17 protein-coding genes and 1 riboswitch are annotated in these 16486 nt (G+C 38.0%); of the genes, 1 reads left to right on the forward strand and 16 read right to left on the reverse strand.

From position 1 onward, the window contains the following. Window positions 1-212 precede the first annotated feature (212 nt). From der to RV04_RS03590, 6 genes are all read right to left on the reverse strand, one after another. The gene (gene der / locus RV04_RS03565) at window positions 213-1523 is read right to left on the reverse strand and encodes a ribosome biogenesis GTPase Der (protein WP_071857095.1); all 1311 of its coding nucleotides are present in this window, start codon (window positions 1521-1523) and stop codon (window positions 213-215) included. Between the two features lie 321 nt (window positions 1524-1844). Next, entirely contained in the window at window positions 1845-3065 is a 1221-nt protein-coding gene (gene rpsA, locus RV04_RS03570) for a 30S ribosomal protein S1 (RefSeq protein ID WP_071857096.1), read from the reverse strand. Window positions 3066-3210: 145 nt separating this feature from the next. Then, window positions 3211-3882 carry a (d)CMP kinase gene (cmk, locus tag RV04_RS03575; RefSeq protein ID WP_071857097.1) on the reverse strand — a complete coding sequence of 224 codons (672 nt, stop codon included), beginning with the start codon at window positions 3880-3882 and terminating at the stop codon, window positions 3211-3213. 60 nt (window positions 3883-3942) lie between these two features. Beyond that, window positions 3943-4620: a LysM peptidoglycan-binding domain-containing protein gene (locus tag RV04_RS03580; protein ID WP_071857098.1), complete on the reverse strand. Its 678-nt coding sequence runs from the start codon at window positions 4618-4620 to the stop codon at window positions 3943-3945. Window positions 4621-4688: 68 nt separating this feature from the next. After that, window positions 4689-6083, reverse strand: a complete 1395-nt coding sequence (locus RV04_RS03585; protein WP_071857099.1) for a RecQ family ATP-dependent DNA helicase — start codon at window positions 6081-6083, stop codon at window positions 4689-4691. A gap of 2 nt (window positions 6084-6085) precedes the next feature. Further along, window positions 6086-7060, reverse strand: coding sequence for a YpbB family protein (locus RV04_RS03590; protein WP_071857100.1), 975 nt, complete (start codon window positions 7058-7060; stop codon window positions 6086-6088). A 28-nt stretch (window positions 7061-7088) separates the two neighbouring features. Between RV04_RS03590 and RV04_RS03595 the strand changes: the two genes are divergently transcribed. Then, on the forward strand, window positions 7089-7304 hold the full coding sequence (locus RV04_RS03595; protein ID WP_071857101.1) for a ferredoxin: 216 nt from the start codon (window positions 7089-7091) through the stop codon (window positions 7302-7304). A gap of 85 nt (window positions 7305-7389) precedes the next feature. Here the strand turns inward: RV04_RS03595 and RV04_RS03600 are convergent, their stop codons facing one another. The 10 genes from RV04_RS03600 to rpoD form a co-directional block, all read right to left on the reverse strand. After that, the gene (locus tag RV04_RS03600; RefSeq protein WP_071857102.1) at window positions 7390-7983 is read right to left on the reverse strand and encodes an ECF transporter S component; all 594 of its coding nucleotides are present in this window, start codon (window positions 7981-7983) and stop codon (window positions 7390-7392) included. A gap of 129 nt (window positions 7984-8112) precedes the next feature. Beyond that, a riboswitch (FMN riboswitch) is annotated at window positions 8113-8231 on the reverse strand. A gap of 70 nt (window positions 8232-8301) precedes the next feature. Continuing rightward, the gene (locus RV04_RS03605) at window positions 8302-9018 is read right to left on the reverse strand and encodes a pseudouridine synthase (protein ID WP_071857103.1); all 717 of its coding nucleotides are present in this window, start codon (window positions 9016-9018) and stop codon (window positions 8302-8304) included. Continuing rightward, window positions 9019-9600 (reverse strand): SMC-Scp complex subunit ScpB, encoded by a 582-nt coding sequence (gene scpB / locus RV04_RS03610; protein WP_071857104.1) that lies wholly within the window; start codon window positions 9598-9600, stop codon window positions 9019-9021. Continuing rightward, window positions 9597-10343, reverse strand: a complete 747-nt coding sequence (locus RV04_RS03615; RefSeq protein WP_071857105.1) for a segregation/condensation protein A — start codon at window positions 10341-10343, stop codon at window positions 9597-9599. The genes scpB and RV04_RS03615 overlap by 4 nt, the downstream gene beginning before the upstream one ends. Window position 10344: 1 nt before the next feature. Next, the gene (locus RV04_RS03620) at window positions 10345-10710 is read right to left on the reverse strand and encodes a GNAT family N-acetyltransferase (protein WP_071857106.1); all 366 of its coding nucleotides are present in this window, start codon (window positions 10708-10710) and stop codon (window positions 10345-10347) included. Between the two features lie 14 nt (window positions 10711-10724). Continuing rightward, entirely contained in the window at window positions 10725-11615 is an 891-nt protein-coding gene (xerD, locus tag RV04_RS03625; RefSeq protein WP_071857107.1) for a site-specific tyrosine recombinase XerD, read from the reverse strand. Between the two features lie 109 nt (window positions 11616-11724). Next, window positions 11725-12180 (reverse strand): ferric iron uptake transcriptional regulator, encoded by a 456-nt coding sequence (fur, locus tag RV04_RS03630; protein ID WP_071857108.1) that lies wholly within the window; start codon window positions 12178-12180, stop codon window positions 11725-11727. Between the two features lie 112 nt (window positions 12181-12292). Further along, window positions 12293-13147, reverse strand: a complete 855-nt coding sequence (locus RV04_RS03635) for a CvfB family protein (RefSeq protein WP_071857109.1) — start codon at window positions 13145-13147, stop codon at window positions 12293-12295. 131 nt (window positions 13148-13278) lie between these two features. Next, complete coding sequence (locus RV04_RS03640; protein WP_071857110.1) at window positions 13279-15207, reverse strand: cell division site-positioning protein MapZ family protein; 1929 nt, start codon at window positions 15205-15207, stop codon at window positions 13279-13281. A gap of 160 nt (window positions 15208-15367) precedes the next feature. Further along, window positions 15368-16477, reverse strand: a complete 1110-nt coding sequence (gene rpoD, locus RV04_RS03645; protein ID WP_071857111.1) for an RNA polymerase sigma factor RpoD — start codon at window positions 16475-16477, stop codon at window positions 15368-15370. Window positions 16478-16486: the final 9 nt, after the last annotated feature.

The raw sequence follows: 16486 nt of genomic DNA on the forward strand, positions 1-16486 counted from the left end.
TTCACCTCCTGAGACATGATGTATAAACATCGACTAATTACTGAGTGGTCCAGTATTAGTGAGAAATATTGATTTGGTCAATATTCTTTTATAACGATAGCATATGAACCTAGTGATAGCAAGGTTTTTGGCGATTAATCAACTAAAATTCATGCTGGTTTTAGGTTTCAGCGAAATCTATTGTCACCAAAATAAAAGTATGATAAAATACTTTATTTTCGGCGACGCGGGATAATCTTGATTGGTGTTCCTTCAAATTCAAATGCTTTACGAATTTGGTTTTCCAAGAAACGAGCATATGAGAAATGCATCAATTCTTCTTCATTCACAAAAACAACAAAGGTCGGCGGTTTTACAGCTACTTGAGTCGCATAAAAAATCTTCAAACGTTTACCCTTATCTGTTGGTGTTGGATTAATGGCTACAGCATCCATAATAATATCATTCAATACAGATGACGGAATCCGCAGATTTTGATTCATACTAACTTCTTCGATAATTGCTGGAATCTTATTCAACCGTTGTTTTGTCATTGCTGATACAAAAATAATTGGTGCGTAATCCAAATAAGCAAATTCATCACGAATCTCTTCTTCAAATTTTTTCATGGTATTTGTATCTTTTTTGACTAAATCCCATTTATTTACGACAATGATGACGCCTCGTCCCGCTTCATGCGCATAGCCAGCAATTCGTTTATCTTGCTCACGAATCCCTTCTTCACCATTCAATACGACAAGCACGACATCTGAACGATCAATCGCACGCATAGCACGCATTACTGAATACTTTTCAGTATTTTCATATACTTTCCCGCGTTTACGCATTCCAGCGGTATCGATCATCGTAAACTCTTGTCCACTTTCGCCAACAAACTTCGTATCGATCGCATCACGAGTTGTTCCTTCAATATCAGAAACGATTACACGATCTTCGCCTAAGATAGCATTGATCAATGATGACTTACCAACATTTGGACGGCCAATCAAACTAAATTTGATCGTTTCATCTTCTTCTTCTTCATTATCCGTCGGGAAATGTTTGACTGCTTCGTCTAATACATCTCCTAAACCTAATCCATGACTACCAGAAACTGGATATGGTTCTCCTAATCCTAAAGCATAAAATTCATAAATATCATTACGCATTTCAGGATTGTCAACTTTATTGACCATTAAAATAACAGGTTTATTGCTTCGATACAAAATTTTAGCAACCGCTTCATCAGCATCAGTGACACCTTCTTTACCACTAGCTGCTAGTAAAATAACATCTGCTTCATCAATAGCGATTTGTGCTTGTTGTTTGATTTGTTCCATAAATGGTTCATCAACGATATCGATACCACCAGTATCAATGATTGAAAATTCATGGCCTAACCATTCACCTTTCGCATAGATACGGTCGCGAGTTACACCCGGTGTATCTTCGACGATTGAGATTCGCTCTCCGGCGATTCGATTAAACAATGTTGATTTACCAACGTTTGGACGACCAACAATTGCAATTGTAGGATTTGACATAATTTGATTCCTCGTTCCTCTTAATGTATTTATTTTTCCTTATGAAAAATAAATCTGATGCCCTTCAGCTTATAACATCCAACTATCCGTATTAGATTATAGCTATAGACCTACTATTTGACTCATACTTATAGCACATAAATACATCGCAAACAGTTGGACTAGCATCGTTTTTCAAATTCTCCTTAGTTTAACTAAGAAAACTCCTTCTGGCAAGAGAAGGAGCCATTTTCATAAGAAGGTTTTAGATACTCTTTGCTATTTTAGTAAAATAGCAAAGAAAGAGAGCATTCCAGTAAACTGGCCTGCTCTCGATTATGATTATTCGTTAGCGTCTGAATCGTCTTTCAATACATCACCAAGGATATCACCCATTGTAAAGCCAGTATTTTCTTCTGGCAATTCATAAGCTTCTTCTTCAGCGGGCTCTTCTTTTGCTTCTTCAGGTTTTTCTTCTAAAGCTTTGATTGAAAGAGCAACACGATGATCTTCAGGATGTACTTCTAATACTTTGACTTGGACTTGGTCACCTTCGTGTAAAACTTCATGTGGTGTCGCAATGTGTTTGTGAGAGATTTGTGAGATATGCACCAAACCTTCTACTCCTGGGAAGATTTCAACAAACGCCCCAAAGCTTGTTAACCGTTTAACGGTTCCTTCGAGAACTGTTCCTGGAGCAGCTTTTTCCTCGATATCTGTCCATGGCCCAGGTAAGTTTGCTTTGATCGATAATGAAATACGTTCTTTATCAGGATCCACAGAAAGGACTTGAACTTCTACTTCGTCACCAACAGTCAATACATCAGAAGGTTTTGCCACATGACTATGTGAAATTTCTGAAACATGTACTAAACCATCGATACCGCCTAAATCTACGAAAGCACCAAAGTCTGTTAAACGTGCTACTTGACCTTTGATTACTTGACCTTCATATAAATCAGCCAAAAGGTCTTTTTTCTTCTCAGCTTTTTCAGCAGAAACAACTGCTTTATGAGAAAGAATCAAACGATTTTCAGAAGGTTCGATTTCAATAATTTTAAATTTCAATGTTTTTCCAGTATACACTGAGAAATCATCGACAAAGTGATCATCAATCATTGAAGCTGGTACAAAACCACGAACACCAACGTCAACAACTAATCCACCTTTAACAGTACTAGTTACAGGTGCTTCGATGATATTGCCATCTTGGTATTCTTTTTCAATGTCTTCCCAAACTTTTTTCGCATCTAAGCGACGTTTAGAAAGAAGATAGCTACCATTTTCTTTGTCTTTTCCGATAGAAGAGATAACGACTAAATCAAGAATCTCGCCCACCTTGACTTCATCATTGATATCTTCAACAGGTAATGTAGATAGTTCTTTTGCAGGAACAACACCTTCCACTCCCGCACCTTCAATACCAACGATCACTTGTTTGTCTTCTAAGGCAAGCACCTCACCTTTAACAATATCGCCAACTTGAACTTCATGCACACTTTCCATTGCTGCTTCCATGGAAACACTTTCGTTCTCCACCGAATTTCGTTCTAATTCTGTCATGTCGTTTGTCCTCCTAACCAACAATTCTTCGTAAAATACACTACATGCTCTATTCTAAAATAATACACACGAAAAATAAAGCGATTTCTTCTTTTTTTCTAAAAATTAGTAGAATTTCGCTTTATTTGTCTAAAATATCAATAATTTAAAAACCTTTTGAGGTTACGATCGCTTTAATTTTTCCCACTACTTGGACGATCGACATACCCGTTGTATCTACTAATAAAGCATCCTCTGCTTGGATAAGCGGAGATACTTCACGATGAGAGTCTAAATAATCACGTTTCGCAATCGCCTCTTTAATCATTTCAAAATCCATTTCGATCCCTTTTGCTTGGTTTTCTTTGTAACGACGTTGCGCGCGTTCTTCGACGCTGGCAATCAGAAAGATCTTGACTTCTGCTTGTGGTAAGACGGTTGTTCCAATATCACGTCCGTCCATTACGATCCCACCAGCTGTTGCTAATTTCCGTTGTGCTTCAACCAATTTTTCACGAACTTTTCCATGGGCAGAAACTTCAGAAACAGCTGCAGTCACATCAGGTTGACGAATCGCCATGGTAATATCTTCATCATCGACAAAGACCAACTGGCCATGAGCTGATTGTTTAAAAGTGATTGGATAATCAATTGCTAACTCCGCTAATTTTTCTTCATTTGAAAATGCGACTTGATGTTTGATTGCTAGATAAGTGATGGTGCGATACATCGCTCCAGTATCAACATAAATAAATCCATAATCACTAGCTAGTATTTTAGCCACAGTACTTTTGCCAGATGATGCTGGTCCATCGATGGCAATTGAAATTTTCTCCATATGCTACCTCTTTTCAATAAATAAGCCGTAATCGCAATTGATTACGGCAAAATATTTAACTTATTTGATACGCACTTGTTGTCCCGGACTGAAATAGAAATTATCTAGTGTCATTCCGTTTAATTGTAAAACTTCGTCCACACTTATACCATATCGTGCTGCTATTTGACGAGGTCCTTCACCTGATTGTACCGTGCCGTATTGCGCATTTTCATCATTTTGTTGAGTACTTGATGATGAAGGTGTCGTTTCTGCTGCTGCTTGTGTTTGCGAAGCTGCTGCCGCTTGTTCAGCCGCTGCTTGTGATTGTGAAGCTGCTGCCGCTTGTTCAGCCGCTGCTTGTGATTGTGAAGCTGCTGCTTCTTGTTCAGCCGCTGCTTGTGATTGTGAAGCTGCAATTGCTGCAGAATCTTCCGTACTTTCTTCTGTGGTACTTTCTTCACTACTTGAAGTAGCTGTTGAAGAGACTTTTGAAACTTCTGTTGTACTTTCTGATGAGGCTGCTGGTTTACTGTCTCCTTTAGTAATCCAGAAAAATGCGCCAGCTGGAATCAAAATTAGGGCTAACAATAACGCGACAAGAATCGTTAAGAATTTTGTATTTCCGCCACCTTTATTCCCACCGTTACTACGACGAGATTGGCTACGTGAACTTGCTGATTCTTCACCATCAGATTCATAAATATTTTGTTCCCATGGTTCATTTTTCGTATCATTATAGCGATCTTTTCTACTCAATTTCTCTAACCTCCTAAGTGCTATCGCCATGTATTATACCATAGCTCTAAAATTATTTGCGCCATATTTCAATCTTTCAATGGATTTTTATAAATTTTTTGAACAATTTTTTTCCAAGGGATTGTTTCTTCAATCACAGCTTGCTCAAATTGATGTAGTTGTAACTTAGCACCATCATTGTCACAACAACAATCGTTTTCACTAGTTAATCGTTCATCAAAATAACTAACCAAAAAATCCCGCCTACAGTGATTCGTAGTAACATAATCCAACATTTTTTGCAGCTGAATTTTCTTAGTCATTCCTCGCTGTTCCAATAAATCTAACAATTCTTCGCCCGCGTTAGGAAAAAAACGCTCCCACTTATCAATCAATGGATCATCAAAAATGATGTCTGTCATTTTTTGTTTGATCTCATACATTTTTTTTGATTGGACTGTTTGATCTTGCAGAAAATGATGAATATGTTCATCGCCTTCTTCATATAAAAGGATTGCTTGGCTTAATCGACCATCACGCCCGGCTCGTCCCACTTCCTGCAAATAATTTTCCGGTGAATCTGGTAAATCATAATGAATGACGAAGCGAATGCCCTCTTTATTTATTCCCATACCAAAAGCGTTCGTTGCAATTAAGATCCTCAAATCTCCGGCTAGAAATTGCTGCTGCAACATTCGACGCTCTTGTCCGCTTAGTCCACCATGATAATAAGCAATGGCTTGTTGGCCCTTGAAAGTTTCATAGAGTTCTTCAACTTTTTTTCTTGTTGCACAATAAATAATCCCTGATCCATCCAGTGAATTGATCAAAGTTTGGAGTTCATTTAATTTCTCTTCTCGTTTAACAAAGAAGCTGATATTCGGCCGGTCAACGGAATAAACAAATTCTTTGGCCGGCTGTTCAATAAATAATAAGCGTTGAATGTCTCTACGAACAGCGGGGGTTGCCGTGGCAGTCAAAGCAAGTACGAAAGGCGTTCCAATAAAACTAGTCCCTTCAGAAAGTTTTAAATACTCGGGGCGAAAATCAATCCCCCATTGCGAAATACAATGTGCTTCATCGACCACCACGAAGGCTACCTTAATTGACTTTAACGTTTGCTGGACTGCCGGACTCAAAAACATCTCCGGACTCATAAAAATAAATTTGTACGTGTGCGCTTGATTTAAGATCCATTGTTTTTCCCACGAGGTTAATAAACTGTTCAGTGCAACCACCCGTTTTTCTCCTAAACGCTGTAGTTGTGTGACTTGATCTTCCATTAAAGAAATCAATGGCGATATCACTATCACGGTACCATCTAATAAGTAACCAGGTAATTGATAGCACAAGGATTTTCCCGTTCCAGTCGGCAGCATTCCTAATACTGACTCCCCCGCTAAGAGGGTCTCGATGATTTCTTGCTGTCCCGGCCGAAACGTATCAAAACCGAATTTTGTTTTTATTATTTGCTTTAGTTCCATAGTTATTTCCTCAAAAAATAAATTTGTGATAAACGAAAATTTAAATACGACAAATTATACGCCTGGTAACGAGCATTGATGACTTCATCCGTATTCATTCCAGTAAAATGTAATAATTCAAAACGCTCGAATGGAAATGTTTCATCCAACAATGCCCATTCAATAAAATGATCATTGATCGTTCCTTGTTTTAATTGGCGTAACATTAATAGTTCATCCACTGTTTTACCAGCTAAAAATAATTCTTTCGTTTTGATCATACTGCGATTAATGTTTTGCTGATCTAAGAAATCAATCAATCGTTTAAATTCGCCATCTGGTAGAGCTTGTAAAAGACTGTCGATTGCTTGTTGGCGGTACAATTCAGCCCAAGGTTCCTTTTTCCAAGATTCTGGCAAAAGTTGAAAAACGGTTTTCCCTTGAAAATCATGCCCCGAGAATTGGTTGGCTAAAAAATCAGCTGCATCATTCGGTAAAGTTTCTAACGTAGTCAATAGTTCCTGCTGAATTTTGTCTACTAGCTGTTGATCTGATTGTACCAACCATTTTTTTATTTGATGCAAATAGTACGGACGATGTTCGATCGGCAGATAATTTTTTTCATTAAATGATAGATGACTAGTCACTTGAATACTGAACAAAATCAATTGCCAACTTTCTTCGCGCATTCGGCCAAAACGTAAATTATCAATCCCAGTTAGATCTATTTTTTTTTCTACTAATAATTGCTTTCCTGAAGTCGTCAACTGGCCGTATCCGTCTTCAAAATCAATCAGCTGGTGTTCAACTAATTGCTGAATAGCTTGTTGAAACTTTGCTTCTTTTAGTTGGGGCAGTGCACCTAAATAAGCTAAATTTTGGTAAAAAAAACCATGTAGCAAGACAGAACTAGTTCTTTTCCCCACTAACAAATGATATAAAGTAGAGGTTCTTAACTTGTAGCCTGTTCGGAATAACGTTAAAATAAAAATTGTCATAGTAAAATCTCCTGTGGAAGGTGAAAAAATGAAATGCGAAATCATCCCTGAACGTTGTATCGCTTGTGGTTTATGTCAAACGATCGCGCCAGAAATTTTTGATTATACAGATGAAGGACTCGTCCTATTCGTAGGAGAACCTGGGGCGACTCATGAATTTGTTCCTGAAGCTCAGCAAGCTGTGGTCATTGAATCAGCTAAACGTTGTCCTTCACATGCAATCTTATATCAAGATTCACTATAACATATTTTAAAATCATGCTCCTGTAAAACAACAGCTGTATGTAAAAAAATAAAAAAAGCACAGGCTTTGGCCTGTGCTTTTGGTTTTAAATCGAATGGTGCTGCGAAGAAACTGTTTTTCTAGATAACCAAGGCAATAACTTAGCATGTAGTACCAGAAAGACCCCGCTCACGATAACTCCTTTGATTAAATTAAACGGCACGATTCCAACTAAGATATATCGTCCTAAATCCATACCGAGCATTTGACCTGCTGAAAGTCCAAAAACTTTTAAATATAATGGCGTAATCACAAAATAATTTGCCACACTCATAAAAATCGTCATTGCTAAAATACCTAAGCCTAACCCAAGAGCATGTTTGGCTTTCGTTTTTTGACGATACAAAAGAAAAATCGGTAGTGTATACAATACTGATGCAAAGAAACTAGCAAAATCACCAATCATATTATCAATCGAAAATCCTGTCATTGTAAGATGTACGATTGAACGAATAAGCGCAGTTGCGATTCCAGTCAGTGGACCAAAAATAAACATATTGATCAATACTGGGATATCACTAAAGTCTAGCTTTAGAAAAGGAAACATGGGGACAATAGGAAATGCAATCAATTGCAAAATCAATCCCATAGCCGCTGCTACTGCTACTGCTGTCATTTTTTGTAACTTTAAGTTCTTCATCTGAAATCCTCCGATTCGGAATCATCTTCATCGAACTATTTGAGTAAAATCTTGATCGCGCAAAAAAACTCTATGCTTCAGCAATAAGCATAGAGTTACTTGAATTGAATACAGACTCACTCAAATAAGCTCTATCTTCTTTATCCAGACTGTACTGTCGGTATCGGATTTTCACCGATTCGGCTGCTTACGCAGTTCGCGGACTATCACCGCCGGTCGGGATTTTCACCCTGCCCCTGAAGACGAACCTTAAATTATTTTTTTTTGGTAAATTCACTATAACAACTTTACTATCAAAATACAAGTAAATGAGTTTGACTATCTTGATTGGTTCAATAAAGAATTGATCTCTTTATTATTTAAGCGACGGTATTCACCTGGACGTAGTCCTTGAAGCGTCAAATCACCGTAACGTTCACGTTTTAATTTTTGAACCGGTAATCCAACTGCGGCTAACATATTCTTAACTTGATGATTACGGCCTTCGTGGATCGTTAATTCAACAATACTTGTTCCGGCAACTTTATCAGTTGAAAGAATATCAAACCGCGCAGGTGCTGTTTTCTTACCTTCAATTCTCACGCCTCTAGTTAACGGCATCAACGTCTGTTTTTCAGCATAACCTTTAACTTTAGCTACATACACTTTATCGATTTCATGTTTTGGATGGGCTAACCGTTGAGAGAAATCTCCATCATTAGTTAAAAGCAAAATACCTGATGTATCGTAGTCCAAACGACCTACGGGATAAATTCTTTCCGGAACAGCCGCGAAATAATCAGTTACGACTTTTCGTTTTTTATCATCTGAAACAGCAGAGATGACCCCACGTGGCTTATAAAATAGATAATAAACAGGTTCCTCTTGATAAATCGGCACGCCATCAACTTCAACGATGTCTTTTTTTCCAACTTTGGTCCCTAATTCTCTAATGACTTCACCGTTAACACTGACCCGCCCACTCGTGATATAATCTTCTGCTTTACGGCGTGATGCAATACCTGCATGAGCAATAATTTTTTGTAATCTCTCCATTTATACTTCATCCTCTTCTTTGAAACGATCATAAAACAAATCCAATGGCTCTTCTTCGTCTGCTAGATCTGCTTCCATCATTTGTACATCGGGTAATTCCTTGATATCTTTTAATCCAAAATAATCCATAAAATAGTTGCTTGTCCCATATAAAATAGCGCGACCTGGACCTTCTACTCGTCCTTGTTCTTCGATCAATTGACGCGCTACTAACGTTTGGACTGCACCACTGGATTGAACTCCGCGTAATTCATCGACTTCAGATCGAGTAATCGGTTGTTTATACGCAATGATCGACAGTGTCTCTAAGGCTGCTTGACTCAAACGATTGGACATTGGTGAACGGGCAAAATCTTTTAGCAGCGGAGCAAATATTTTCTTCGTACTGAGCACGAAATGATTACCCACTTCTAAAATCGTCAATGCCGATGATTCATCGTTTTCATAATGCTTCTTCAATTCATTGATGACATCATAAAGCTCTGCAGTCGGACAATCTAATGTAAATGACAGTTCTTCTAAGCTCAATCCTTCATCACCAACAACAAAAAGCATCGCTTCGATTTGACTCATTTGGTTCATAGGGTGGCTCCTTTAAAAATTAAAATTGGTGCATATGTTTCAGTTTGTGTGGCAATTGCTTGACCTTTTTTCATTAATTCTAATAATGCCATAAAGGTTGTGATCATTTCATCTTTAGTGTAATGCGTGAATAATGACTCTAATGTTAAACTTTCATTTTCAGCTAAATGAATCAGACGTTGATTGATTTCGACTACTTTTTGATCGATAGTGATTGATTCCGAAGCTACGGTTGTAACAATCGGTTCTAAATTCTTTTTACGTTGTAAAACATCATGTAGCGCCAAAAATAAATCTATCGTATTTAATTGATCTTTAGGCAGTGGTAAAATCTCGTCTTCATACTCACTAAGATCCATCGGAGTTTTGGTATAGTACTGGCTGCGCTCTTGCTCTTTTTCAGATAGAACAGTCGCTGCGTACTTGTACTTGCGATATTCTAGTAATTGTTGTACTAGAGCATCACGCGGATCTTCTCCTTCGTCCTCTTCGTAATCAAATTCTAGTTCTTGTTTTGGTAATAACATCTGACTTTTGATCGACATCAAGGTAGCTGCCATAACAATATATTCTCCGGCAACTTCTAGTTCTAACGTTTTCATCGCATGGATGTAATCCATATACTGTTCCGTTACCCCAGCTATTGGGATATCATAAATATCTATCTCCAATTGTTGGATCAGGTGCAACAATAAGTCTAACGGACCTTCGAAAACATCTAATTTTAAATTGATAGCTTCCATATTATCCTCGTTTACGCTCTTGCCATTTTGCTAAAAACATGGATGTAGCAGGTGTACCGATGATTCGTTCTTCCGGATAAAGTTCTTGGAGTTCTTCCATCATTTTTAGGCTGACTCCTTCTCCGCGATAAGAAGGATTTAAACTAATATCATGCAAAACAAGTTCGCCGCCTTCTAGTTGGCTAATACCAATGACCCCTTGAACGTTATCTGATGTTTCGTCATAGTAACAAAATAATTGATAATGTTCGTCTTCTTCGTATGTATCAATTTCTTTTAATAAATGTTTTTGATCTTTTAAACCGTCATGAAATCCTAACAACCCCATAGCAATTTTTCGTTGATTTTTTCGATATTTAGTAAGCATTTTTTCTCCTCCTGTTAAGCACGCGGAAAAAATTCTTTATACACTTCTGTCATCCTACGCTTAGTGATGTGTGTATAAATTTGTGTCGTTGAGATATCCGCATGGCCTAATAGCTCTTGAACTGTTCGTAAATCAGCCCCATTTTCTAGTAAATGCGTCGCAAAACTATGCCGTAATGTATGTGGCGTGACATCTTTTGTGATCTCAGCCTTAATTACATATTGTTTCAAATTTTTCCATATTCCTTGACGACTCATTCCGTGTCCGTGATTATTCACAAATACATGGGACTCATTGGGGGTTTTTTTAGTTAATATTGGTCGGACTTCAGATAAATAACGTTCGATCCAATGGATGGCATAATCACCTAATGGCACGATTCGCTCTTTATCTCCCTTACCGATCGTCTGTAGCAGCCCCATCTCTAAATGGATATCTCCCAGCTTCAAGCCGATCAGTTCGCTTACCCGCAAACCTGTAGCATACATCACTTCTAAAATTGCTCGGTCACGAATACCTAAATCTGTCGTCGTATCGGGAGCTGCAATCAAACGCTCAACTTCTGCTAACGAAAGTGTTTGAGGAAGCTTTTGCGCTTTTTTGGGACTATCAATGTGTTGCATTGGATCATGATCCGTGTAGCGCTCTTGGCGTAAGAACTGATGGAATCGTCGCAAACTAGAAATCATTCGCGTGATCGTCGTTGTCGCCTTACCAGCCTCCGTCAGGCTCGTTAAAAAAGCAATGACCGTGTAGCGATCTACTGCAGACCATTCCGTTATTCCTTGCTCTTTTAAAAAAGCCAAGTATTGATGCAAATCTCGTTGATAACTCGTTCTGGTATTTTCAGAAAGACCACGTTCAATCGATAAAAAATGCAAATATTCCGTAATTTGTTCTTCCATGTTTTCACCACTTTCGCTTTATCATAACAAAAAGCCCCTTGAAATGATAGCACGTATCTTTGCAAGGGACTACAAATTTAATTATGAATTAATCGATTTATTAAAAGTTTTATACTCTATTTTTTTGTTGGCAACTTTGACAAATTCCATGGAAAGTCAATCGATGGTCCTTTACGGCAAAATGATAACGTGATTCAACAATCCGTTCTACATCTCCTAGCAAATCTTCTTCGATTTCTTCGATATTACCACATTCTAAACAAAGTAAATGATGATGGAAATGTTCCGCACCCTCTTTGCGTAAGTCATAACGTGCTAAGCCATCATCAAAGCTGATTTTATTGACAATACGCAACTCTGTCAAAATTTCTAATGTCCGATAAACAGTCGCTAAACCAATTTCTGGACTTTTTTTCTTGACAAGAAAATAAATCTCTTCTGCTGATAAATGGTCTTTTTCATTTTCTAATAAAACAAGGACAGTCGCTTCACGTTGAGGAGTCAACTTGAAGCCAGAATCATGGAGTTGTTTTTTGGTTTTCTGTAAAGCTAAAACTGCGTTCAAGAGAACCCTCCTTTGTCTACATTATAATAATTATAAATAAGAGATTAGTTAAACGTCTCTTTCTTAGAATTATTATAGTTTAAGCTTGAGATTTATGCAAGGCTATTCTCAATTAGCTTTTTAATTTGATTTCTCCCTCAGTTTGAACAATTAATTTCTCTTTCAATAAATGTCCAATTGCACGTTTGAATTGACCTTTACTGATTCCAAAAGCTTCTTTGATTTCTTCAGGTGCTGATTTATCCCAGTACGGTAAAGAGTTAGTTGCATTTCGTTGCAACATCGTTAAAATCATTGCAGCATCATCATTGATCATTTCATGATTACGTGGTTTTAATGACATATTCAATACGCCATCTGGACGAACGCCAATTACTCGTGCTTCGACTACTTCACCTAAGCGAGGTTCCTTATACCGTTCTAAAGGATGGACGAAACCGATATAAAAATCATCAGTAATCAGATAAGACCCGGTAACTTTTAACCGATAGATTGTTCCTGTTTTATTTTCATTTTGCATTTCAGCAGAACCTGCTCGACTCAATGAATGGAAAATAGTCTCATCAGCTAAAACACCCCACATCCGATCCTTTTCATCCACCCGTAAGCTAATCATCAAACGATCGCCTTTTTTAGGCCATAGTTCTTTCATACTAGGCATCTCATCTAAAGATACGACCATATCTTTGTCAGGCAATCCAATATTAACAAATGCACCTAAATCTCGTCGAACATCGGTTACTTCACCAAAAGCAAAATGTCCCATACGTACTTGAGGGATTACAGTAGTAATAACTGCTTCTTTCTTTTGATTTACGTAAGCAAATCCTTCGATACTTTCACCAATTTCATGTTCGCCTTCTGTTTTTGCTAATCGAAAAGTAACACCATTTTTTTGCACTAAATACATTGTTTCGTTCTCATCAATAATCAGCCCCGTAATAACTTGACCTAATAACTCATTCATATTTTTTTGCTCCTTACTTATAATAAAGACAAAATGTCTTATAACTTTATTTAACATATACCATTCTCTCGTAGATGAATGCAAGCAGTAAAGCTGGAAAGAAGTATTCTTCCCAGCTCGGTATCATTGATTTAATTAGGACCATTACCTTTGAACCAACCGGTTTTACAATTGATCGTTACTAGGTACATCGGTAAATCAGAATCTGAGTAGCCCTTAGTCAAAGCTGCACGATTAGACGTAGCATAAAGATTGTAGTAACCTTCGCCATTTTCTATTTTGACAGGGACTAAGCTGTATCCACCTTCAACGATATATCCACGCGAGATACAAGTTTGAATCACTTGCTCTTTTACTCCTGCTGCCCAGGTGTAGGCAGAACTGTTGGTATCACCTGCAGTGCTAGTATCCGCAGCGCTTTGTGCAGCTTTTTCTTGCTCTGCTTTTTCTTTAGCCGCCTTTTCAGCGGCCGCTTTTTCTTCAGCTGATTTTTTTTCCTTATCTTTCAATGTTTGATCTACTTTAGCTAATTCATCTTTTTGAGACTTGACCAACTCTTGATTAACAACTGCTTTTACGGCATTATTAGCGGCGTTGTATTGATCACGCGTCACTGAATCAATCATTTTTCCATCTTTCAACAAACTAGCAATAGCTGTTTTAGCAGCTTCTACTTTTGTGTATTGATCTTTAGCATTATTGATTGCTTGATCCATTAATGCGTCAAAATCTTTATCTCCTGTAGCAACTGTCAAATCAACTGATTCAGCTGTTTTTAATAGAGGTTTCTCCACCATTTTATCACCATCGATTGCCGCACTAGTGAACAATTGATTAACCGCCTGTTCAGCTTTTTGTTTGGCGACCAATTCAGCATACTCTTTTTTCAAACCATCATAGCGTTTATTAGTTTTATACCCAGCTAGTTCCTCATCGATTTTTGCAGTATTCAAATCCAATTTATCAGCCGCGATATAAGTTTTATCATCCGTCGTATAATAATCATTGATACTTTCTTCAATCGCATCCAATGACTCATTATCCTTTTTGACCGTCGCAACACGTTGCGCTTCGACTTCTTTTTCATGATGATAATAGTAGCCACCGCCTATCCCCAAAACAACGACTGCTGCCAATGTTACGAATAATCTTTTACGGTTTTTCTTTGGTTTTTCTTCAGGCATTTGATTATTTGATAGGGGGGCTTCTTGATTAGGTGCAGCTTTTGTAGACGGTTCGGCAACCGCTTCTTCAGACTTCTCGCTAGTTGCTATCGGTTCAACTATAGCCTCTGTAGGTTCATTTGTCACTATTGGTTCAGTGATTGTTTCTTCCTTTTGACTGGCTGAGAGTGGTTCAGCTTCGACTTCTTCAGGTGCCTTTGTCTCCAATTCATCTAATTCAGATTGAGTAGTCGTTTCTGATTTAAGTTCAGGTTCTACTGTTGTTATATTCGGTTCAATTTGTTGATCCCCAATTTGCGTTTCTTCAATTAATTCCCCAGGATTAACAGAACCAATCACTTCCTCAGTAGCAACTACTGGTTCTGACTCCTCTAATGAGTCTTCTGCCAAAGCAGCATTTTCAGCTTCAGCAATTAACTTCGACATTTCCGGCTCGGCTGTTTCTTCAACGACTTCTTTAGAAAGTTCCGTTGACTCTTCAGACTGGTTACTTTCTTCTAGGGATTGTTTTTCGTCTGTTTGTGCTTCTTTAATCGCCGCAGCAAGTAGCGCTTCTTCAGCAGGGTCTGCGCCTTCTTTGTGTTGGCGAATATATTGTGCCAAAATAGGATTCATTTCCAGAGCTTCTTCAGGTTCACGCTTAGGATCTTCACGCTCAGCTTCCGCCTCTTTCATTTTGTCCTCGTTTTCTTTAAACATTTGTTGGACAGATTCGATCGGCATATTCGCCAATTTAGACCACTCAATCGTGTCGTTTATATCATCATCTTTTTTTATCGTATCTTCTTTTTCATTTAACTGTAATGAAAAGCCACACTTCGGACAAGTTGTGCATCCTTGGACTGATTCAAAACCACAGTTAGGGCATTTTTGCAATGAAATCGGCTCCTTTTTTTTCAATCTTATGCTCTAATCTATCATATGTAACGGAATGTTCCAAGCAGTTTTCGATTGAATTAATCAAAAATAAGAAAATCCTTTTTGCTCGTTTCATATAAAAAAACTCCTTGAGTTGCCTCAAGGAGTTCAACGATGTTTATTCTAAAAAGTCTTTCAATTGTTTTGAACGAGAAGGATGACGCAATTTACGCAATGCCTTCGCTTCGATTTGTCGAATACGTTCACGCGTAACACCGAATACACGGCCTACTTCTTCTAGCGTACGTGTTCTACCATCATCTAATCCAAAACGCAAACGCAAAACATTTTCTTCACGATCAGTTAATGTGTCTAAAACGTCTTCTAGTTGTTCTTTCAACATTTCTGATGCCGCGTGTTCTGCCGGACTCGTTGCTTCTTGGTCTTCGATGAAATCCCCTAAATGAGAATCATCTTCTTCACCAATCGGCGTTTCCAAAGAAACAGGTTCTTGTGCGATTTTAAGAATTTCACGAACTTTTTCAGTCGGAAGATCCATTTCAGCACCAATTTCCTCAGGTGTTGGTTCGCGACCTAAATCTTGTAGTAATTGGCGTTGTACTCGAATCAATTTATTAATTGTTTCAACCATATGAACAGGAATACGAATTGTACGCGCTTGGTCGGCGATTGCACGAGTGATCGCTTGACGAATCCACCATGTTGCATAAGTTGAGAATTTGAACCCTTTGCGGTAATCAAATTTTTCAACAGCTTTCATCAAACCCATATTTCCTTCTTGGATCAAATCAAGGAATTGCATACCACGACCAACGTAGCGTTTGGCAATACTTACTACTAACCGTAAGTTGGCTTCTGCTAAACGTTGTTTTGCTTCTTGATCTCCTTGCTCGATCAATAATGCAAGTTCAACTTCTTCTTGTGCCGTTAATAAAGAAACCCGACCGATTTCTTTTAGGTACATACGAACTGGGTCATTGATTTTTACACCAGTTGGGGCTGATAAATCTTCTTTTTGTGCTTCTTTTGCCGTTTTTTCATTTTGTTTTAGACTGGCTTTAGATGGTTCGCCATTTTCGTCGACAACACTGATCCCAGCATCTTCGATTGTTTGAATCAATGCATCCATCGCTTCCGCACCTAATGAATACGGTGTTGCTAAACGGTTGGTCAACTCATCATAGACCACCTGTCCCAAAGGTTTTTTCTCCTTGATAAAGGCTGCTAATTTTTTTTGATATTCTTTGTCATTTTTTACATCTGCCATAAAATAAAT

The sequence above is a fragment of the Enterococcus hermanniensis genome (assembly GCF_001885945.1).
Taxonomy (GTDB): domain Bacteria; phylum Bacillota; class Bacilli; order Lactobacillales; family Enterococcaceae; genus Enterococcus_A; species Enterococcus_A hermanniensis.